We start from the raw sequence: 21126 nt of genomic DNA, 5'->3' as shown, positions 1-21126 counted from the left end.
GCGCGGGCGGGGCTGAGCCGGTCGTGCGGCTCCGGCCGGGCCCGAGCTCGGCACCACGCTCGGCCGGCCGTACGCGGCATGAGCCGCGCGCGAACCGGCCCGCGCCGGGCCTGAGCCGGTCCATCCCGGGCCTGAGCCGATCGTGTGCCGACGCCGCGCCGGGCCTGAACCGGTCCCGCGCCGGGCCTGAACCGGTCCCGCGCCGGGCCTGAGCCGGACCGTTCCGGCCCGTGCCGGTCACGTGCCGACGCCGTGCCGGGCCCGAACCGGGTCTGAGCTGGACCGTTCTGGGTCTGAGCTGGCCAGAACCGGGCCTGAGCCCGGCCCGAACCGGACCTGAGCTGGCCCGAACCGATCCCACACCGGCCTGAACCAACCCCGCGCCGCGCGCGAGCCTGTCGTGCGACCGCGACCGCGACCGCGACCGCGACCGCGACCGCGACCGCGACCGCGACCGCGGGCTCAGCCCGGCAGCGTGGGCAGCAGAGCCGCTGGTGACGGGCCGTCGGGGGAGCGGCGGACCGGCGGGGCGGTGAGTTGTGGGTCCACGGAGACGAGCGTGACGCCGAGGGGCGCGGCGAGCGCCCGTACGGCCGGCAGGGCCAGCCGGACGGTCGGCTGGTGCGGGCCGAGGCACGCGGTGAGCCGCGCGGGCGTGGTGAAGGCGACGGCCGTCCGGCCCCCGAGTGGCGTACGGAAGACGCGCAGCGCGAAGCCGACGGGACAGGGCCGGACGGGCACGTACAGCGCGGGGGCCACGGGCGCGGACGCCGGGAGGGCGGAGGCGGAAGCGGCGGCAGGGGAGGCAGGGGAGGCGGAGGTGACGGCGGAGGCCGGGTGCGGCGCCCCGCCGGGATGGGAGGGCTCTTCGGAGGACTCCCCGCCGTCGGCCACCGGGCTGTTGGCGGCCGTCACGGTGGCTGCCACGGCAGCCACCGCGGCCGCTTCGGCGGGAGTTCGGTTTACACGCATGACAGTCCTCGGGAAGGATGAGAGGAAAGTGAACCGGAGTGAGCAGGGTGGGTCAGGGACGGTGCGCCCGGGCCGGCGGCCGGGGTACCGCGCTGCCCACGGTATGCCCGGCCGGACGCCGGACGACCGTTTCCTTGACAGCCTGTTGACCCGCCACACGTGAGCCTTGACGGCCCGTTGACGCAAGCGACGCGATACGAAGCGATACCGGCGCGATATCGACGCGACACCAACGCCATACCGGCGCTCCCCGCCCCCGGCACGGCCGCGGACGGCGGATCACCCGGCGCGCGACCGACCGCCGTGAACCCGTGCGCCGGGTGTGCGCCCCTCCCGTGCGCCGGGTCCCACTACCACTCTGCCATGAGCGGGCAAAGAATTCGGAAGGACTAGTGCGGGGACGGCCGTCCCCCGCGAACTCCGGCTGGAATCCCCTGTTCGCGTGGCGCGGACAGTCCCGTCCGGGGCTGGCGGGTCTTCGATCACCGACGCACGATGCTCACCTGCGGATCGACGGCTCGCGCGGCAACTGGAGGAACACATGGCGGCAGAGAAGGCGGCGGAGAAGGCGGCAGGGAACAGGGTGGGAGTACAGGACGCAGCGGCGTCGGGCCCCGAAACCTTCCGGGCGGCGCGGGACTTCCTGCTCGCCCACCGGGAGGACTACCGCGCCGCGTACGACGGCTTCGTCTGGCCCCGGCCCGCGGAGTTCAACTGGGCGCTCGACTGGTTCGACCCGCTCGCCCGGGGGAACGACGCCACCGCCCTGTGGATCGTGGAGGAGGACGGCTCCGAGACGAAGCTGTCCTTCGACGACCTGCGCCGCCGCTCCGACCGGACCGCCCGCCGGCTGCGCGCCCGCGGCGTCCGGGCCGGCGACCGGATCGTCGTCATGCTCGGCAACCAGGCCGAGCTCTGGGAGACCATGCTCGCCGCGATGAAGCTGCGCGCCGTCGTCATCCCCGCCACCCCGCTGCTCGGCCCCGCCGACCTCGCCGACCGGATCGGCCGCGGCCGGGCCCGGCACGTCGTCGTCCGGACCGCCGACGCCGGCAAGTTCGCCGAGGTGCCGGGCGACTACACCCGGATCGCCGTCGGCGGCACCCCGCCGCCCGGCTGGCTCCCGTACGAGGACGCTGCGCCGGAAGAGGGGAGCGAGGGGAGCGAGGGGAGCTTCGTGCCCGACGGGCCCACCCCCGCCGACGCCCCCCTCCTCCTGTACTTCACCTCCGGCACCACCGCCCGCCCCAAGCTCGTCGAGCACACCCACACCTCGTACCCCATCGGCCACTTGTCCACGATGTACTGGATCGGGCTGCGCCCCGGCGATGTGCACCTCAACATCTCTTCGCCGGGGTGGGCCAAACACGCCTGGTCCAACTTCTTCGCGCCCTGGAACGCCGGCGCGACGGTCTTCGTCGTCAACTACACGCGCTTCGACCCGGCCCGCCTGATGGCCGAGATGGACCGCTGCGGCGTGACGAGCTTCTGCGCCCCGCCGACCGTCTGGCGCATGCTCATCCAGGCCGACCTGCGCGCCCTGCGCACCCCGCCGCGCGAGGTCGTGGCGGCGGGCGAACCGCTCAACCCGGAGGTCATCGAGGCCGTCCGGCGCGCGTGGGGCGTCACGATCCGGGACGGCTTCGGGCAGACGGAGACCTCCGTCCAGGTCGCCAACCCGCCCGGCCAGCCGCTGAAACCGGGCTCGATGGGCCGTCCGAGCCCCGGTTTCACCGTCGTCCTGCTCGACCCGGTCACCGGTGAGCCGGCCGACGAGGGGGAGATCTGCCTCGACCTCACGGGCGGACCCGCCGGCCGGCCCGTCGGCCTGATGACCGGCTACGCCGGCGACCCCGAGCGCACCGCCGAGGCGATGGCCGGCGGTTACTACCGCACCGGCGACATCGGCGCGCGGGACGCGGACGGCTACATCACCTACATCGGCCGCGCGGACGACGTGTTCAAGTCCAGCGACTACAAGATCTCGCCGTTCGAGCTGGAGAGCGCGCTCCTGGAGCACGAGGCCGTCGCGGAGGCCGCCGTCGTGCCCGCGCCCGACCCGCTGCGGCTCTCGGTGCCCAAGGCGTACGTCGTCCTCGCCGAGGGCTGGGAGCCGGGGCCGGACACCGCCAAGGCGCTGTTCGCCCACTCGCGCGCCGTCCTCGCGCCGTACAAACGCATCCGCCGGCTGGAGTTCGCCGAGCTGCCCAAGACCGTGTCCGGCAAGATCCGCCGCATCGAGCTGCGCGAACGCACCGCGCAGGGCGGCGGTACCGAATTCAGAGAGGAAGACCACCGGTGAGCACACCCTCGTACGCGGGCGGCCCCGTCGACACCCCCCTGCTTCGAGAGACCATCGGCACCAGCCTCACCCGTTCCGTCGCCCTCTTCGGTGCACGCGAGGCGCTCGTCGACGTCCAGGGCGGACGGCGGTGGACCTACGCGGAGTTCGGGCGCGCCGTGGAGGAGGTGGCGCTGGGGCTGCTCGCCAAGGGGGTGGCGCAGGGCGACCGGGTCGGCATCTGGGCCGTCAACTGCCCGGAGTGGGTGATCGTCCAGTACGCGACCGCCCGCATCGGCGCGATCATGGTCAACGTCAACCCGGCCTACCGCCTGCACGAACTCTCCTACGTCCTGCGGCAGTCCGGGGTCTCGGTGCTGGTCTCGGCCACCGCGTACAAGACGAGTGACTACCGGCGCATGGTCGAGCAGGTCCGCGGGGACTGCCCCGCACTGCGCGACGTCGTCTACCTGGACGACCCGACGTGGACGGGCCTGGTCCGGCTCGGCGCCGGGACGCCCCGCGAGCGGCTGGCCGAACGGGAGGCCGGGCTGAGCCCCGAGGACCCCGTCAACATCCAGTACACCTCCGGCACCACCGGTTTCGCCAAGGGCGCCACCCTCTCCCACCGCAACATCCTCAACAACGGCTACTTCGTGGGCGAGACGCTGGGCTACACGGAAGAGGACCGGATCGCCGTGCCGGTCCCCTTCTACCACTGCTTCGGCATGGTCATGGGCAACCTCGCGGCCACCACCCACGGCGCCTGCGTCGTCATCCCCGCGCCCACCTTCGACCCCACCGCCACCCTGCACGCCGTCGAACGCGAGCGGTGCACCTCGCTCTACGGCGTCCCGACGATGTTCATCGCCGAGCTCGACCTGCCGGACTTCGCCACCTACGACCTCTCCTCGCTGCGCACCGGCATCATGGCGGGCTCGCCCTGCCCCGCCGAGGTGATGAAGCGCGTCGTCGCCGAGATGCACATGGAGGAGGTCACGATCTGCTACGGCATGACCGAGACCTCACCGGTCTCCACCCAGACCCGGCGCGAGGACGACCTGGACCGCCGGACGGGCACGGTCGGCCGGGTGCTCCCGCACATCGAGGTGAAGATCACCGACCCCGGGACCGGCGCCACCGTCCCGCGCGGCGAGCCCGGCGAACTGTGCACCCGCGGTTACTCGGTGATGCTCGGCTACTGGAACGACCCCGAGCGGACGGCCGAGGCCATCGACGCCGACCGCTGGATGCACACCGGCGACCTCGCGGTCATGGACGAGGAGGGCTACGTCCGGATCGTCGGCCGCAGCAAAGACATGATCATCCGGGGCGGGGAGAACGTCTACCCGCGCGAGATCGAGGAGTTCCTGCACACCCACCCGAAGATCGCCGACGTCCAGGTCATCGGGGTGCCCGACGACCAGATGGGCGAGGAGATCATGGCCTGCGTCATCCTCCACGACGACGCGGGCGGCCTCAGCCGCGACGAACTGGCCCGCTACTGCCGCGGCCGGCTCGCCCACTACAAGGTGCCGCGCTACCTGCGGGTCATGGAGACCTTTCCGATGACGGTGAGCGGGAAGGTGCGGAAGGTGGAGCTGCGGGAGGAGGCTGTGGCGTTGCTGGAGGGGGCGGGTGTGCGGTAGCGGGCCCCGGTCCCACCCTTTCACCGTTTCCTGGGGCTGCGCCCCAGACCCCGCTTTTCGCGGCTTCGCCGCTCGTCCTCAAACGCCGGACGGGCTGGACAGTGCGCCCGGGCGCACTGTCCAGCCCGTCCGGCGGCACCTCTACTCGGCGGCCGTCCGCACGAGCATCTTGCCCGTGTTCCGACCGGCCAGCATGCCGAGGAACGCCTCCACGACCCGGTCGAACCCCTCCACGACCGTCTCGTCCCGCACCACCCGCCCGGCCGCGATGTGCGGGACGAGGAACTCCTCCCACTCCGCCTGCGCGTCGCCGTGCTCGCGGACCAGGAAGCCCTCCAGACGGATGCTCTTCTCCACGATGTCGTAGAGGTTGCGGGGCGCGGGCGGCGCGTCCGCGCTGTTGTACTGGGCCACCGCGCCGCACCACGCGATCCGTCCGTGCGGGCGCATCGACGCGATGGCCGCCTCCAGGTGGTCGCCCCCGACGTTGTCGAGGTAGACGTCGATGCCGTCCGGGGCCGCCTTCGCCAACTGCTCGGCCACCGGCCCGTCGTGGTAGTCGAAGGCGGCGTCGAAGCCCAGGTCGTCCACGAGGTGCGCGACCTTGGCGGCCGAGCCGGCGCTGCCGATCACCCGGCCCGCCCCCAGGAGCCGGGCGAGCTGCCCGGCCGTGCTGCCCACGCCGCCGGCGGCCGCCGAGATGAAGACGGTGTCCCCCGGCCGGACCTCGGCGATCCGGGTGAGGCCGACGTAGGCACTGAGCCCCGTCCCGCCCAGCAGGCCGAGCCAGGTGCTCAGGGGCACGCCGTCGTGGCGCGGCAGCACCCGGGCGCCCTCCGACGCCGACACCAGGGCGTGCGTCCGCCAGCCCTTCCGGTGGAAGACCAGGTCGCCGACGGCCAGCGCCGGATCGCGGGACTCCACCACCCGACCGACCGACCGGCCCTCCAACGGCGCGTCCAGCTCCCAGGCGGAGTCCATCGCCTCCCGCATGTACGGATCGACGGACAGCAGGAGGTTCTCCACCAGCGCCGCGCCGGGCGGCACCGCGGGCAGCGGTTCCTCGACGAAGGCGAAGTGCCCGGCGGTCGGCATGCCCTGCGGGCGGGCGGTCTGGTGGACGGCGCGGAGGGTGCCGCGCGCGGTGCCGGCCGGAAGCGTGCCGGTCGGGACGGGGCTGGTCAGGGCTGTGCTGGTCATGGGAGGACCGTAGACCGGGGCTCGGGACGGAACCCAGCCCCTGGCATCGATGGACCGAGGGCTTCCATGAACCCCGTTCATGGACGTAGATTCGCCCGGTGCCGCAGAACGAGATCACCTTCCCCGAGCTCCGCGTCCTCGCCGCCGTGGACGCGGCGGGCAGCTTCACCGCCGCCGGAGCCCGGCTGGGACTGACCCAGTCCGCGGTCTCGCACGCCGTGCGCACCTGTGAACGCAAGCTCGGCGCCGTCCTCTTCGACCGCGGCCGGCACGGCGCCCGCCCCACGGCGGCCGGGACGCGGGCCGTGGCCCGGGCCCGGGGCATCCTGCGGCTGCTGGAGACCATGGGCGCCGAGACCCGCGGGCCGGGCCCGGAAGGGCTCGTCGGGCCCCTGCGGATCGCCGCGTTCCGCAGCGCGGCCGCCCAGTTGCTGCCCGGCGCGCTGGCCCGGCTCGCGGCACGGCACCCGGGGCTCGCGCCCGAGGTGCGCATCGTGCGGGAGATCGGCCGCGGTACGGCGGGTGAAGTGGCCGACGGCCGCGCCGACCTGGGCATCGCCACCCTGGACGGCACCCAGCCGCTGCCGCCCGGCCTGGTGGCGGCACCACTGATCACCGAGCCCTACTCCCTCGTCCACCCGGCGGGCCATCCGGCGCCGCGCTCCCTGCCGTTGGTCGACTGGGCCGAGAACTGCGGCTCGTACACCCGGGACTGGTGGGCCGGGCAGGACTGGATCCCGCCCGCCACGATCAACGCGGAGGACGACAGCGTCGTCCTCTCGATGGTCGCCCAGGGCCTCGGCATGGCCATCATGCCGTCCCTCGCCCTGGCCATGGCCCCCGCCGGGGTCACCGTCGTGGACCTGGGCCCGGCGGGTCCGCGGCGGAGCGTCGGCTACGTCACGACCCCGGAGCTCGCCGGCAGCGCGGCGGTCCGCGAGCTGATCCGCGCGCTCCGGGCGTGAGCGGGGGAGCGCACCCTCTCGGCGCCCCGCCTCCGCGCCCTCCCGTTGCCGAGCGCGCCCGGGCCCGCGGGCGGCGCGCTCCGGAGCGCCCGTGCCCGTGTCCGCCCCGAATACGCTGACATGACCGGCAATTCCCTCCGTGGGGTGGAGTGCCGGTCGGATCGTTTTGCCCGGCCCGCCGGCCGGGGAGGCTCGGCGCGAGGACGAGCGCCCGGGCGGGGCGATGACCCGAACTCCTGGCCGGGGGAACGTTTCGGTGCTTCCCCGGTCACCTCGTGGGGGTGACGTGCGGCATGGGGCCGCCGGGCCCAGGGCATTCGTGATGTGTCTCAGCCGATGAGCGGATTAGAGGTACTTCATGCGCAGCTTCGCCGTAATGACCCTCCGCGCCGCCGCGTTCCTGGGTGTGCTCTCCGCCCCCGCGCGGGGTACCGCGCCGTCCGCCGCCGGTGGTTCGCCCGCCGCCGGGGCGGGCTTCTTCGACGGCGTCGTGAACTCGGGGAAGGACGCCCTGGAGGCGTGGAAGCAGGAGGCCGCGGAGACGGTCGGCAGCGTCATGGCCCTGCGGAAGCCGGCCGGGCAGCAGGGCTGACGGCGGGCGAGGACCGTCCGGCACACGGCGGGGCGGACCGGGGCCGACCGGGGCGGGCCGGGGAAGGGGATAACCCCGGCGGACTCCGGGAAGGGCTCAGCGCCGGCGGGCCCGGGAAGGGTTCGGCGTCGGCGGACTCCGGAAAGGGCCGAGCACCGACAGACCCCGGAAAGTGCCGAGCACCGACGGACCCGGAAAGGGCCCAGCGCCGGCGGGCCCGGGAAAGACCCGGCACCGGCGGGCCCGGGAAGACCTCAACGTCGGCGGACCAGCTCCTCCGCGCAGGCGTTGAGCGCGCGCGGCGCGCCCGTGAGGTCCATGACGAACAGCGGGAGCCGGCAGTCGTCCGCCCGGGAGCGGGCCTCGGTCGTGTAGCCGGCGAGCGAGAAGCAGACCCCGGTGGCGTCCTCGGTGAGGGCGTGCAGCCAGAGGCACTCGACGTCCCGCGTGGTCGTGGGCAGGGTCGTGGGATCGACCCGTACGACCAGGCCGTTGGCGAGCAGGTCCACCAGGCCCGTGCCCGTCGGCCCGGCCGGCCGGTCCGGCCGCCGGACCTGGGCGAAGCCGAGCCAGCGCAGATAGCGCTGGGCGGCGGTGACGGCGTCGCGCTCGGTGCGGATGGCGACGGGCCGGAAGTCCGGCCGGTTCGTACGCCGGGTCCCGGCGCGCCCCTCGCCGCCGGCCGGAGCGGCGGACTCCACGGCGAGCTGGACCACAGCTCCGCACGAGCAGTCGAACTCCGGTCTGGGCCACTGGCCCTGGCGCCCGCAGCCGCCGCAGCGTACGGCGACCCAGCCGTTGCGCCAGGTGCGGTGGGCGACCGGATGCGGAACGGAACCGGGGGAGACGGGCAGGGTGAGGGGAGCGCCGCAGGCGCAGGGATAGGTGGGCGGAGTGAACGGGTGCTCCCGGCCGCACGTCGGGCAGTGCACCGGAACGCTCTTGGCCATGGTCGGCTCCAGCGAACGGGTCCGTAGGACTGAGGCACTCCATAGTCCACGAAGCGGACGCCGCGGGGGGCGCGAATGGCCGAAGCGGGGGCCCGGACGGCGGCGCCGCGGCGCGACCCGGCGGTGGGGACGCCACCGTCCGGGGGTTTAGGGGGCGGGCGGTGGCTCGTACTCGCGGACGGCGTCGATGTCGGTGCCGTGCGGGGTGTTGGCCTCCCGCTCGATCATGATCTCGACCAGGACGGGACGCGAGGTGGCGACGGCTTTCTCCCGCGCCCACTCGATCGCCGGGCGGATGTCGCCGGGCCGGACGACCCGCCGTCCTGAACAGCCGTACGCCTCCATGATCTTGACGTTGTCCGTACCCGTCTCGTCGTAATGGATGTCGACCTGGTAGTTCATGGCGTAGGGCAGGGACGCCTGCCGGATGAGGCCCAGGTACTCGTTGTTGAGCATGATCAGTACGAAGGGAATGGCGTACTGCGCGGCCACCGCCAGTTCCTCGACCGTGTACTGGAACCCGTAGTCCCCCACGACGCCCACCACTTCCGTACCGCCCCGGCCCATGCCCTCCAGCGCCTTCTTGACGCCGATCGCGGCCGGCACCTCCCAGCCGAGCGGCCCGGCCTGGCCGCAGACCTGGTAGTGGCGGGGCCGGTGGGCCTTCTGATGCTGGCCGCCCCAGATCTGGTAGAGGCCGATGGCGGTGACGAAGTACGTGTCCGCGCCGAAGACCTCGTTGATCTCCTTGTAGACCCGGGGCGCCTTGACGGGCACGGTGTCGAAGTCCTCGCGGCGGACGAGGGTCCGCTTCAGCTCGGCGCACCGGGCCCGCCAGGGGCCGATCCGCGGCCGGGCGGCTCCGCTCCCGGCCGAGCGGGCCCGGGCGGCGGCCAGCAGCGCGGCGAGGAAGGCCCGGGCGTCCGAGACGATCCCCAGATCCGGCGCGACCACCCGGCCCAGCTGGGTGGGTTCGACGTCCACCTGCACGAAGGTGCGCGTCCCCCGGTAGACGGAGAGGTCGGCGCCGGTGTGGCGGTCGCCGAAGCGGGCGCCGACGGCGAGCACGAAGTCGGCCTCCAGGAACGAGGCGTTGGCATACCGCTGGGACGTCTGGATGCCGGTGGTACCCATGTTGAGCTCGTGGTCGTCCTCGATGGCACCCTTGCCCATCAGCGTCACCTGGAACGGCAGCCGCAGCTCCTCGACGAGCGCCCGGAGTTCCGCCGCCGCGCCCGCGGTGACGACCCCGCCGCCGGCCAGCACGAGCGGCCGTTCCGCGGCGAGCAGCAGATCCAGGGCGGCCTCGACGGACGGCCCGTACGGCGGACAGGGCCGGACCGGCAGCCGGGCGTCGGTCCCGGGCGCGTACGCGATCTCGTGCCGGGCCACGTCCAGCGGGATGTCGACGAGCACCGGCCCCGGCCGCCCCTCGCGGGCGGTGCGGAACGCCTCCCGGAAGACCCACGGCAGCTGCGCCGCCTCCTTGACCTGCACGGCCCACTTGGTGACCGGCCGGGCCACCGCCACGATGTCGACCGCCTGGAACGCCTCCTGGTGCAGCTTGCCGGAGACCGCCTGGCCGGTGACGCAGACCATCGGGACCGAGTCCGCGTGCGCCGTGTAGAGGCCGGTGACCAGGTTGGTGGCGCCCGGCCCCGAGGTCGCCAGGGCCACGCCGACCCGCCCGTTGGTGCGGGCCCAGCCGTCGGCCATGTGCGCCGCGGCCTCCTCGTGCCGGACGACGAGGTGCTCGACGCCGCCGTCCGCCTCCAGCGCCTGGTACAGCGGGAGGATGGCGGCGCCGGGGCAGCCGAAGACGATGTCGACGCCCTCGTCCTTGAGGATGCGCACCACCGCGCGCATCGCGGGGATCCTGGGCACGGTGACTCCGCTCGTGGCTCCGCTCATGATGCCGACATCCTCTCCACGCCGCGCAGCAGGGCCGAGTGGTCCAGACCGCCGTCGCCCTGCGCCCGGACCGCCGCGACCAGTTGGGCGACCAGCCCGCACAGGGGCAGGGCGACGCCGGCCTCGCGGGCGGCGGCGGTGACGATGCCCATGTCCTTGTGGTGCAGGTCGATCCGGAAGCCCGGGGTGAAGTCCCGGGCGAGGAAGGCGTGCTTCTTGCGGTCGAGGACGGCCGAGCCGGCGAGCCCGCCGTTCAGCACGTCCAGCGCGACGGCCGGATCCACTCCCGAGCGCTCCAGGAAGACGACGGCCTCGGCGCAGGCTTGCAGCGTCGCCGCGACGATCAGCTGGTTCGCCGCCTTGACGGTCTGGCCGGCGCCGTGCGGCCCGCACAGGGCGGCCGTCGACCCGAGGACGTCGAACAGCGGCCGCGCCGCCTCGAAGTCCGCCCGCTCTCCGCCCACCATGATGGAGAGAGTGCCCTCGACGGCGCCTGCCTCGCCCCCGGAGACGGGGGCGTCCAGGACGCGGAGGCCGCGGTCGGCGCCTTCCCGGGCCAGGGTGACGGCCGTGCCCGGCGTCACCGTCGACATGTCGATGAACAGTGCTCCTGGGCGGGCGTGTGCGAGGACGCCGTCCTCGCTGTCCAGTGCGACGGCCGTCACCTCGGCGTCCGCCGGGAGCATGGTGATGACGACGTCGGCGTCCCGGACGGCTTCCGCGACGGAGGGGGCGGGGGTGCCGCCGTGGGCGGCGAGGTGGTCGAGTCTGTGCTGTTCGAGGGTGTGGGCGGTGAGGGGGTAGTTGGCTTTGAGGAGGTTGTGGGCCATGGGGGAGCCCATGATTCCCAGGCCGATCCAGGCGATGTGCATGGGGTTCCTTTCGGTTGTGGGGTGTGCCCCGGTCCCGCCCCTTCGCCGGTTCCTGGGGGCTGCGCCCCAGACCCCCCTTGTCGCGGCTTCGCCGCTCGTCCTCAATCGCCGGGCGGGCTGAAATTCAGCCCGCCCGGGGGTGCGGGGACTTGCCCCCGCGAGAAACGGGAAGGGGCGGGGCTGGGGCACACCCCCGCTACGGCCGGTACTCCAGCGCGACCCACCCGCCGTACCCCGCCTTACGAAGCCGCGCGACCAGCGCACCGAAATCGAGGCGCCCCGTACCCGGCGCCCCCCGCCCCGGCCAGTCCGCGAACTGCACATGTCCGGCCACGCCCCCGTACCGGTCGATGACGGCGTCGAGATCCGCACCGCCCATCGCCAGGTGATACAGATCCATCAGGAACTTCGCGTTCCCCAACCCCGTCACCGCATTGACCCGCTCCACCACGGCGACGGCCGCCTCCGCCGTGACGAGCGGATAGCCCGGCGACTCCGTGGAGTTGAGCGCCTCGATCAGCAGATCCGCACCGATCCGGTGCGCCGCGCGCGCCGCGAGGACGAGGTTGTCGAGGGCGAGCGCGTCCTGGAGGGCCGGGTCCGTGTCCGGCAGGCGGTTGCCGTAGAGGGCGTTGAGGCCCGTACACCCCAGTGACGCGGCGAAGTCGGCGGCGACGTCGATGTTGGCGCGGAACCGCTCGGACTCCCGTCCCGGCAGGGACAGCGCCCCCCGGTCGGGTCCGGGCAGCCGGCCCGCGTAGAAGTTGAGCCCCACGAGGCGGGTGCCGGCCGCCGTCAACGCGGAGCGCAGGGCGTCGAGTTCGGAGCGCGGAGGGCATGGCTCGTCCGGCCAGGGCCACCACAGTTCGACGGCGGTGAAGCCGGCGGCGGCCGCGGCGGCGGGGCGTTCGAGGAGCGGGAGGCCGGCGTGGAGGAGGGAGAGGTTGGCGGCCAGGCGCTGATCGTCGGGAGCCACCACAGGACACCTTCTTCCGTAATGTGGAATCTAGAATCCGTGCAACGGAAAAGAAGGTGCCCGACCCGCCCCGGCCTGTCAAGGGACCTCGCGACGCGGACCGGCCCGTGTGCGACGCCGAGTCGCACACGGGCCGGCCGTGTCACCGGGAGGGGGGAAGGGCTTACGCCGCCGCCACCTCCTGCTCCTCCTCCTGCCCCTCCTCCCGCGCGCCCAACTGCCCGGCCACGTACGCCGCGAGACCCCCCGCCGTCGGGTGGTTCCACAGGACGGTGACCGGCAGCCGGATCCCGAGCAGCTTCTCCAGCTGCCCGCAGACGACCATCGACATCACCGAGTCCAGCCCCAGATCGGTCAGCGGCCGGTCGCGGTCCAGTTCCGCCGCCGGGATCTTCATCTCGCGGGCCAGCCGTCCGCAGACCTCCTCGTCGATCCGGGCGGCGAGGGCGTCGGACGGCAGGGACGCCCAGTCGACGGGGGCCGGCCCGTCCGGCCCGGCGGCGGGCTCGGGCTCCGCCGCGCGTCCGGCCGGCGCCTCCGAGCGCAGGGCGCCGAACCGCGTCCCCGGCAGCCAGGCGCACAGCCGCCCGCTCTCGTCGCTGATGACGATGTCGACGGTGTCCGTCTCCGGGTCCACGAGCCGGATGTCCACCACACCGGTCTCGGGCGCCTCGCCCACCACGCGCACCTCGCGTATGTGGGCGGGCATCCGGACGGTGGGCGGCCCGCCGTAGATGACGGGGACGACGCCGAGGGCCGCGTCCAGCAGCGGCGCCCAGGTGACCTGGTCGCCCGGTACGGCGGGGGCGTGGATCACGGCCCGCAGCACGTTCTCGCCCTGGAGGAGTTCGCGTACCTCCCACGGCCAGGCGATCCCCTCGACACCGATCGCGTCCAGCCGGCCGATCACCACCGACGGGTCGGCGGTCTCGAGATCCTCCGGGGCCCGTACGGTCAGGAAGGCGTCCGGGAACGGCACGGCGCTGTCGGCCAGGGTCGAACCGGATGTGTGCGTCAGCCAGTTGCCCGGGCCGCCCTTCGCGCCCACGGCCCGGGTGCTGAGTCGCAGCTCCAGCCCCTCCCGTACCACTTGCACCTCGCGTGCGGAGGCGAGGGCGATGGGGAAGCGCAGCGAGAGGTCGAACAGGGCCTTGCTGCCGCCGACGCCCGGGGCGGCCTCCAGGAAGGTGTGGATGATCGAGGAGGCGGGGACGATCGAGGCGCCGTGCAGGGAGTGCCCGCCGGGGAAGGGGCGGCTGGCCTCGTCCAGGACGGTGTTCCACACCCGTAGCGCGGTGCCGTTGGTGGTGGCGAGGTCCACGGGAGCGCCGAGCAGGGTGTGGCCGCTGATGTCGTGCTGGTGGGAGACGACCGCGGCGGCCGGCAGCACGGCGTCGAGCCAGTGCCTGCGGTGCTGCCAGACGACCGGGGGCAGCTCCGCCGGGGGCGCGGCCGGGTGGTGGCGCGACCAGTCGATCTCCGCCCCGTGCGCGTGCAGCCCGCCCAACTGCCCGAGCAGTGTCCGCACTTCGGGCTTGTCGCGGCGGAGGCTGTGCCCGATGTGCGCGCCGGTGACGTCCAGGTGGGCCAGCGTCTCGCCGATCGAGTGGGAGACGACCGGATGCGGCGAGACCTCCAGGAAGCGGCGGTGCCCGTCCTCGACGGCCGCGGTCACCGCCTGTGCGAGCCGGACCGGTTCGCACAGGTTGGCCACCCAGTACGCGGCGTCGTGCGGGGCGTCGGAGCGGGGGTCGGCGAGGGCCGTGGTGTAGAGCGGCACCTCCGGCGCGCGCGGGGCCAGTTCCTGCAGGGCGTCGCGCAGGCCGTCCGTGAGCTCCAGCATGTGCCGGCTGTGGAAGGCGACGTCGGAGTTGACGTTCCGTACCGGCAGGCCCTCCGCCTGCCAGTCGCGGACCAGCTCCGCCACGGCCCCGGCGTCGCCGGAGACCACCGACGACAGCGGCGACGACGCGATGGCGGCCGAGATCCGCCCGCCGTCCGCGAGCCGCGCCGCCACCTCGTCGAAGGGCAGCCCGACCATGGCCATCGCGCCCTGGCCCGCCACCCGGCGCAGCAGCGCCGACCGCCGGCCGCTGAGCCGGGCGCCGTCCTCCAGGCTCAGCGCCCCGGCCACCACGGCCGCGGCGATCTCGCCCACCGAATGCCCGATGACGGCCGACGGCCGGTGTCCGTGCGCCCGCCACACCTCGGCGAGGCCCACCTGCATCGCGAAGATCATGGACTGGGCGCGGTCGACGGAGTCGAAGTCGCCGTCCAGCAGGGCCTGCCGGGCCGAGAAGCCCAGCTCCTCCCGGAACACGGGCTCCAGTGCGTCGATGACGGCCGCGAACTCCGGACGCCCGGCCAGCAGTTCGGCCCCCATCCCCGACCAGTGCGAGCCGTGCCCCGAGAACACCCACACCGTCCCGGCGTCCGCCGCGCCCCCGGGCGGTACGGCACCGGTGACGACGCCGTCCAGCTGCTGCTCTCCGGTCTCGTCCGCCGCCAACACTCGCAGCCGGGCCACGAGTTCGGCACGGCCGTCGGCGACGACGGTCGCCCGGTGCTCCAGGTGGCTGCGGCGGGTGGCGAGGGTGTGGCCGACGGCGGAGAGCGGGGTCCCCGGGTGCTGCTCCAGCCAGTCGGCGAGGCGGGCCGCGTAGGCGGTGATCCCGGCGCGGGAGCGGTACGAGAGGGGGTACGCGCGGACGGCGCCGTCCGGCTCGGCGACGGGCTCCTCGGTGCCGGCGGGCGCCTCCTCCAGGACGATGTGCCCGATGGTGCCGCCGTACCCGTACCCGGAGACGCCGGCCCGGCGCGGGGTGTCGCCCTTCGGCCACGGCTGGTGCTCGGTGACCAGCCGCAGCCCCCAGTCGTCCCAGGGGATGTCGGGGCTCGGCTCGCCGGCCAGCACCGTCGCCGCCAGCTCCGCCTCGCGGAGCATCAGCGTGGCCTTGATGATCCCGGCGACGCCCGAAGCGGGTTCGGCGTGGCCGATGTTGGACTTCACCGAGCCGATCCAGCACGGCTTGCCGTCCGGCCGCCCGGTGCCGAACACCGCGTGCAGACCGGACGCCTCGACGGGGTCGCCGAGCCGGGTGCCGGTGCCGTGCGCCTCGATGTAACCCGCGGTGGCCGGGTCCAGGCCCGCCTGCCGCCAGGCGAGGCGGAGCAGGTCGCGCTGGGCGTCGGGGTTGGGGGCCATGATGCCGTTGGTCGCGCCGTCCTGGGCGACGGCCGAGCCGCGGATCACGGCGAGGATCCGGTCGCCGTCCCGCTCGGCGTCCGCCAGCCGCTTGAGCACCAGGACGCCGCAGCCCTCGGCGCGCCCGTAGCCGTCGCCCTCCGCGTCGAACGGCTTGCTGCGGCCGTCGGGGGAGAGGGCGCCGGCCGCCTCCAGGGTGAGGGTGTACGCGGGCGAGAGGATGATGTTGACGCCGCCGGCCAGGGCGAGGGACGTCTCGCCGGTGAGCAGCGACTGGCAGGCCAGGTGCACCGCCACGAGCGACGCCGAGCAGGCGGAGTCCAGGACGAAGCTGGGGCCGTGCAGGTCGAGGACGTGCGAGACGCGGTTGGCGATGCCGGTGAGCTGGGCGCCGATGCCCGTCCACGGCTCGATGCGGGGCAGGTCCTCCAGCAGCCGCCGCCCGTAGTCGTCGGAGCAGGTGCCGATGTAGACGCCGGCGTCGGAGCCCGCCACCGAGCGCGGCGCCATGCCGGCGTGCTCCAGCGCCTCCCACGCCACTTCGAGGACGAGCCGCTGCTGCGGGTCCATGAACTCCGCCTCGCGCGGCGTGATGCCGAAGAACTCGGCGTCGAAACCGTCGACGTCGCCGATGAAGTTGCCCGGCCGGTCGGCGCGGCGCAAAGCCTCGGAGAACTCCGGGCTGATCTTCGTGTAGGGGCGCCAGCGGTCTTCGGGGGTGGGTTCGACGGACACCTTGCCGCCGGAGAGGAAATTCCAGAACGATTCCGGGGAGTCGATGCCGCCGGGGAACCGGCAGCCGATTCCGATGAGCGCGACCGATTCTCGCTGCTGAAGCATGCGCGTCATTCCGTTCGCTTGGAAGGGAAAAGGGTGGGTGGAGCGGGGGGAGGTAGTGACGACGGAAACGGCACAGGTGTTTCCGTCGAAAGGGGGAAGGGCTCAGCGGGCGGCGGCAGCGGCAGCGGCAACGTCGACGGTGACGAGGGGCACGCGCCGCGGGGCGTCCGATGGGGGCACGTCGACGGGACGGACGGCCGGGACGACGGAGGCTGAGGAGACCCACGAGCCGGATGAACCGGTAGAGCCGGAGAGACTGGAGGGGCTGGGCGAACCGGGCGATCCGGAGGACGCGGCGGCGCGGGCTCGGATGCGGCGGCAGACGGTGAGCGTCCAGTCGGCGCGCGCCCCGGCGGCGCGGTGTTCGGCGGCGGCGCACAGCAGGTCCCAGAGGCCCGCGGCGCTCCATTCGGTGAAACGGCGGTGCACGGTCTGCCAGGAGGCGCCGAAGACCGGGGGCAGCCGGCGCCAACTGCAGCCGGATCCCGCCACGAACACGATGGCGGCCAGCACCTCGCGGTCGTCGACCCGGCGCTGCCCGCCACCCTGTGGCCGTTTCGGCGTGGGCGGTATCGCCTCCTTCGCCAGGTGCCAGAGGTCGTCCGGGACGAGGCGTCCGGTGAGGACGGTCGGCGCGGGCGCGGGCAGGGAGAGGGCGAGGGGGCTCCGGAAGTCCGGCGCCGACGGGCGGGTGGATAACGCGGGTGAGCTCACTTCGTTTTCTCCGTAATCACGTGTGCACGCGGTAGGGGAAACGGGGGTGCGCGTCGTTCGTCGGCCGGTGTCCACGGCGATGGGGACCGGACCGGCGTCTTTCGGCAACGGCCTTTTGCCTGCGGGGCATTCGGGACGTGTGGTCCGAGATCCCGAAAGAGCACCTTTAATCGTTGGCCAACACAATGATGGATGTACCATCACAGAAGCGGCAATGTGATCCACGTCACCAAATATTTTTCATGTCTCACTTGGTGGCACTCCCGCCAGGGAGGTCGTGAAAACCGACGGGGAACTCGACCGCCCCGCCATCCGACCCCGTCACCGAGCGTGGCGTCGGCGGCCGGGCGTCGCCGACACAGAGTGAACCCTCTTTCGAACGTACAAATTTGGACGGCGGCCAAGTGAGACGCCGGGCCGGATACCGTGGCGGCATGGTGCGACTGAGAGTGGAATTCACCACGGAGCCGTTCGACCTCGACCGCCCGCCTCCGCACGCCGTCGTGGCCCGGGACGTGGTCCAGGACGCCGGCCTCGACCACGTGGACGTCGGCCCCTTCGGCAACACGGCCGAGGGCGGGGCGGAAGCGGTCCTCGCCGCCGTGGGGGAGTTGCTGCGCCGATCGATAGGCGCGGGCGCGACGCGCGTCTCCCTCCAGCTGAACGTCCTGGACGCGCCGGAAGGCACCCCGAGGACCGGCCCGTGACACGTCCTTCCCCGAGCCCTTCCCCCAACCCCTCCCCGGACGCCGACCGCTTCCGCGCCGCGGTGACCCCCCTGGTGGAGGCGATGGGCGGCCTCCTCCTCGACCCGGCCGAGGCCCTACCGGACGACGTGGTCCTCAGCTGGGAGGGTCACGAGGTCCTCGCCGTCCGCCTCCCCCACCTCGCCGACTCCCTCGACCGCATCCTCACCGACCTCGAACGCCGCCATGGCGCCCCCCTGGCCCAACTCGACCGCAGAACCAAGCAGTCCATCGTCCGCAACCTGGAATCCCGCGGCGCCTTCACCCTCCGCCACGGCGTGGAGAAGGTCGCGGCGGCGCTGGGGGTCAGCCGGTTCACCGTTTACAACTACTTGAACAGGGCGGAGTAGCCGGGCGGCCGGCCGTACCCCGCCCGTACACCGTGCCGGCAAGGCGTCAGCCGAGGAGCCGTGCCGCCTCCTGCCCCTGGCGCCGGCCGGCCGCCGTCCCCGGGGCTCCGATCCGGTCGCGGCGGAACGCGAGTTCGGCCATCCGCCGTTCCGGGCCCCGGCGGCGCAGGAGCAGGTGGCCGGCGAAGGCCGCCGGGCCGAAGAACACCTGGGCCGGGATCAGCGCCGCCGGGTGCCCCGTGACCGCGCCGACGATGTGCAGGGTGGCCACCGGGGCCACGGCGCCGAAGAGCACGACCAGCACGATCCCGGTGCGCAGCCCCGCCTTCCCGTACGCCTTGTAGGCGGCCGTGGTGAAGAGCGCGTAGGCCAGCAGGTCGCCCATGCCGAGCACGACACCGAGGTCCTCCCCGACGCGCAGCCCGGCCGCGGGGGCGAAGGGGTAGCCCTGGACCGCGTCGGACAGTTCCTCGGTCAGGGGGACGACCCAGGCGAAGAACGCGTCGTAGGCGGTGAGCGCGAGCAGGAACCACGCGACGTTCCTCAGCCGCATCCCGCCCTGGACGTTGATGTTGGTGGCGGAGACGACGACCAGGCCGACGACGCAGCTGTTGGCGATCCAGTACGGCGCGGCGGTGTCGCCGAAGGCGAGGTGGGCGCCGAGCACGGCCGCGATCAGCGCGGCGATCAGCGCCCAGCGCAGCCTTCCGTCCCCGATGACGGGCTGGTAGCCGACGGACAGCCCGCCCGCGAAGGCCACCGCGAGCACCACCGGCAGGACCGCGCCGGGCAGCGCCAGGTAGAGGTACGGCAGCGCCAGGACGAAGCCCATCATCACGAAGATGTCGGCGCCGTTGAAGACGCCGATCGGCGGCCGGGGGGTGCGGACGCTGCGGAAGTAGCCGACGGCGCCGACGCACACCGCGAGTGCCAGGGCGCAGCTGACCGCGAGTTGGAAGAAGACCGTCATGCGTGGCTCCGGGTGAAGGTGTGCTCCAGCAGGTCGCAGCGGAGCGGGAAGCGGAGCGCCGCTTCCGCGTCGTCCAGTGGCAGGACGGTGACGTCGGCGTCGATGCCCTCGGCCCGCAGCCGTTCGGTCACGTCGGCCGCGCCGAGTTCCTTGGAGGCGACCTCCACGCGCAGCCGGCCTTGGGCGGTGACCTCGGCCCGGTGGCGCAGCGGCCACGGCAGGCCGGGGGTGCCGTCCAGCGCCTCCACGATGTCGCGCGGGGTGACGACGGCGTCGGCGGTGCGGTGCAGCTGTCCGGCCTTGCCGAGGATGTGGGAGACCGCGGGGACCGCGGCGAGTTCGCAGGCGGGCTCGCCGTCCAGGGTGCGGACCACGTCACCGGTGTTGTACCGCAGGACGGGCATGCACTCCCGGTAGGGGAAGTACGGGGTGACCGTCAGCTCGCCGAGGCGGCCGGGCCCGGCGGGCTCGCCCGTCTCCAGGTCGAGGACCTCCGTGTACCCCATGTTGGGGTCGATGTGCAGGTGATGGTGGGTACAGGTGCGGCCGCTGACGGGCAGCAGCTCGGTCATCCCGAAGGAGTCGCCGACGGTGCGCGCGCCGAAGGTCTCGCGGAAGGCGGCCGCCAGGTTGCGCGACAGCATCTCCCCTCCCGCGTAGACCGCGCGCAGCCCGAAGTCCTGTGGTCCGTATCCCCGTTCGCGGGCGACGCCCACCATGCGGGCGAGGTAGCTGGGATTGCCGGTGAGCACCGTCGGCCGGGGGCCGGAGCGGCCGACCAGGTGCTCGACGGACTCCTCGGGCGGGACCTGTCCCACGACGTGACAGGCGGCGTTGGCGAGGCGGCACACCTCGACGTCCTCCTGTACGGCGGCGGTCGCCCGCGAGCTGAGGTTGATCTGCATCCGGTCGCCGGGGCCGAGGTCGCCGCGGAGCACCAGGGACAGCGCGATCAGGGCGGGCCACAGCTCCATCTCGTAGCGGGAGAGCCAGATCCGGACCGGCGCGCCGGTGGTGCCGGTGGTCTGCGTCACCAGGTACGGGTCGCCGCAGAGGAAGTCGGCGGGGCGGGCGATCAGGTCGGCCTTGCGCGTCACCGGGATGCGGGTGAGCGACTCGGTCGTGATCCCGGCCGGGTCCACTCCGGCGAGCCGTTCCCGGTAGAAGGGCGAGCGTGCGGCGAGCCTGCGCACGGTGCGCTGGAGCGCCCGGTTCTGCAGGTCGCGGCGCTCGGCCGGATCGGTGAACGGTCCGTCGGCCAGTTCGTCGACGTCGTCGCCGAGCGAGCCGAACTCCTCCAGCGTGACGAGCGCGTCGGCGACCAGCCGTTCCACGGCCCGTACGTCCAGCCGCCGGCCGAACACCATGGCCGTGGCCACCCGCACCTGCCGGACAGCCGTCTCCAGCACTGATGCCTCCCTCGCACCTCGAACAGGACGAAGGGGTGGGGGCGGCGAACCGCCCCCACCCCCGGGTCTACGTCAGCTGGCGGAACAAGCGCCGAAGAAGACCGCCGTCATCGCGCCCATGACGTACTTGAACTGCTTCGCGCTCGTCTTGATGGCGCTCATATGTGCCTCCCCTGTTTACCGCGATCGGACGTCGGCCTGACTCCCGCAGGAGCACCGGCCTTCCGTCCCTTGACGGGAAACACAGTGGCGCGATCACTGCGCATGGGCAATGATCCGGTCCGTTCAACGGACCGGGGACCGGGGGAACTCTTCCGAGCGGGGGTCGGGCAGGGGCGGGCTTCGGCTCGCTGTGCACTTTGTCACCAGCGGGGGGCGTCGCTGTGCAGACGTTGACTGTTCATCGAGCAGGGGCTGAAGTAGGTTCACCGCTGCCGGTGTTCGAGAACAAGGCGACACGGCGCCGCCCGGACAGTGACGGGAACGAGGACGCGTACCTCCCGGACTGGAACGACGGCCCATAC

Annotated in this window: 16 protein-coding genes; 6 read left to right on the top strand and 10 right to left on the bottom strand. The window is 73.4% G+C overall.

Features of this window, described 5'->3' with window-relative positions:
• Positions 1–462 precede the first annotated feature (462 nt).
• A complete protein-coding gene (locus ACH4PU_RS12880) occupies positions 463–927 on the bottom strand; it encodes an SAV_915 family protein (RefSeq protein ID WP_398270348.1) in 465 nt (154 codons plus the stop codon).
• A gap of 586 nt (positions 928–1513) precedes the next feature.
• Here ACH4PU_RS12880 and ACH4PU_RS12875 point away from each other — a divergent pair.
• Positions 1514–3274 (top strand): AMP-binding protein, encoded by a 1761-nt coding sequence (locus ACH4PU_RS12875; protein WP_398270345.1) that lies wholly within the window; start codon positions 1514–1516, stop codon positions 3272–3274.
• Entirely contained in the window at positions 3271–4902 is a 1632-nt protein-coding gene (locus tag ACH4PU_RS12870; RefSeq protein WP_398270342.1) for an AMP-binding protein, read from the top strand. Before ACH4PU_RS12875 ends, ACH4PU_RS12870 begins: the two co-directional genes overlap by 4 nt.
• Positions 4903–5043: 141 nt before the next feature.
• Here ACH4PU_RS12870 and ACH4PU_RS12865 read toward each other — a convergent pair whose 3' ends face one another.
• The gene (locus ACH4PU_RS12865; RefSeq protein WP_398270339.1) at positions 5044–6102 is read right to left on the bottom strand and encodes an NADP-dependent oxidoreductase; all 1059 of its coding nucleotides are present in this window, start codon (positions 6100–6102) and stop codon (positions 5044–5046) included.
• Between the two features lie 98 nt (positions 6103–6200).
• Between ACH4PU_RS12865 and ACH4PU_RS12860 the strand changes: the two genes are divergently transcribed.
• Positions 6201–7067 (top strand): LysR family transcriptional regulator, encoded by an 867-nt coding sequence (locus tag ACH4PU_RS12860; RefSeq protein WP_398270336.1) that lies wholly within the window; start codon positions 6201–6203, stop codon positions 7065–7067.
• Between the two features lie 358 nt (positions 7068–7425).
• Complete coding sequence (locus ACH4PU_RS12855; RefSeq protein WP_398270333.1) at positions 7426–7659, top strand: hypothetical protein; 234 nt, start codon at positions 7426–7428, stop codon at positions 7657–7659.
• A 254-nt stretch (positions 7660–7913) separates the two neighbouring features.
• Here the strand turns inward: ACH4PU_RS12855 and ACH4PU_RS12850 are convergent, their stop codons facing one another.
• The 6 genes from ACH4PU_RS12850 to ACH4PU_RS12825 all read right to left on the bottom strand — a co-directional run bounded on the left by ACH4PU_RS12850 (position 7914) and on the right by ACH4PU_RS12825 (position 17127).
• Positions 7914–8609 (bottom strand): hypothetical protein, encoded by a 696-nt coding sequence (locus ACH4PU_RS12850; RefSeq protein ID WP_398270330.1) that lies wholly within the window; start codon positions 8607–8609, stop codon positions 7914–7916.
• Positions 8610–8756: 147 nt separating this feature from the next.
• Complete coding sequence (gene gcl / locus ACH4PU_RS12845) at positions 8757–10520, bottom strand: glyoxylate carboligase (RefSeq protein ID WP_398270327.1); 1764 nt, start codon at positions 10518–10520, stop codon at positions 8757–8759.
• Entirely contained in the window at positions 10517–11392 is an 876-nt protein-coding gene (locus ACH4PU_RS12840; protein ID WP_398270324.1) for a 2-hydroxy-3-oxopropionate reductase, read from the bottom strand. The genes gcl and ACH4PU_RS12840 overlap by 4 nt, the downstream gene beginning before the upstream one ends.
• 196 nt (positions 11393–11588) lie before the next feature.
• Positions 11589–12368, bottom strand: a complete 780-nt coding sequence (locus tag ACH4PU_RS12835; RefSeq protein WP_398270321.1) for a TIM barrel protein — start codon at positions 12366–12368, stop codon at positions 11589–11591.
• Positions 12369–12531: 163 nt separating this feature from the next.
• Positions 12532–16413: a type I polyketide synthase gene (locus tag ACH4PU_RS12830; protein WP_398270319.1), complete on the bottom strand. Its 3882-nt coding sequence runs from the start codon at positions 16411–16413 to the stop codon at positions 12532–12534.
• A gap of 102 nt (positions 16414–16515) precedes the next feature.
• Positions 16516–17127, bottom strand: a complete 612-nt coding sequence (locus tag ACH4PU_RS12825) for a transposase (RefSeq protein WP_398270316.1) — start codon at positions 17125–17127, stop codon at positions 16516–16518.
• A gap of 434 nt (positions 17128–17561) precedes the next feature.
• Here ACH4PU_RS12825 and ACH4PU_RS12820 point away from each other — a divergent pair, with 434 nt between their 5' ends.
• Positions 17562–17834: a hypothetical protein gene (locus tag ACH4PU_RS12820; RefSeq protein WP_398270313.1), complete on the top strand. Its 273-nt coding sequence runs from the start codon at positions 17562–17564 to the stop codon at positions 17832–17834.
• A gap of 83 nt (positions 17835–17917) precedes the next feature.
• Positions 17918–18223, top strand: coding sequence for a helix-turn-helix domain-containing protein (locus ACH4PU_RS12815; RefSeq protein ID WP_398270896.1), 306 nt, complete (start codon positions 17918–17920; stop codon positions 18221–18223).
• Between the two features lie 46 nt (positions 18224–18269).
• On the opposite strand, the gene ACH4PU_RS12810 is transcribed toward ACH4PU_RS12815, so the two are convergent.
• Both ACH4PU_RS12810 and ACH4PU_RS12805 read right to left on the bottom strand, forming a co-directional pair.
• Positions 18270–19193, bottom strand: coding sequence for a hypothetical protein (locus ACH4PU_RS12810; RefSeq protein ID WP_398270310.1), 924 nt, complete (start codon positions 19191–19193; stop codon positions 18270–18272).
• Positions 19190–20602 carry a phenylacetate--CoA ligase family protein gene (locus ACH4PU_RS12805; protein ID WP_398270307.1) on the bottom strand — a complete coding sequence of 471 codons (1413 nt, stop codon included), beginning with the start codon at positions 20600–20602 and terminating at the stop codon, positions 19190–19192. The genes ACH4PU_RS12810 and ACH4PU_RS12805 overlap by 4 nt, the downstream gene beginning before the upstream one ends.
• Positions 20603–21126 lie beyond the last annotated feature (524 nt).

It is taken from the genome of Streptomyces sp. NPDC021100 (genome assembly GCF_044333095.1).
GTDB lineage: Bacteria > Actinomycetota > Actinomycetes > Streptomycetales > Streptomycetaceae > Streptomyces.
This window is presented reverse-complemented; position numbering and strand designations above follow the sequence as displayed.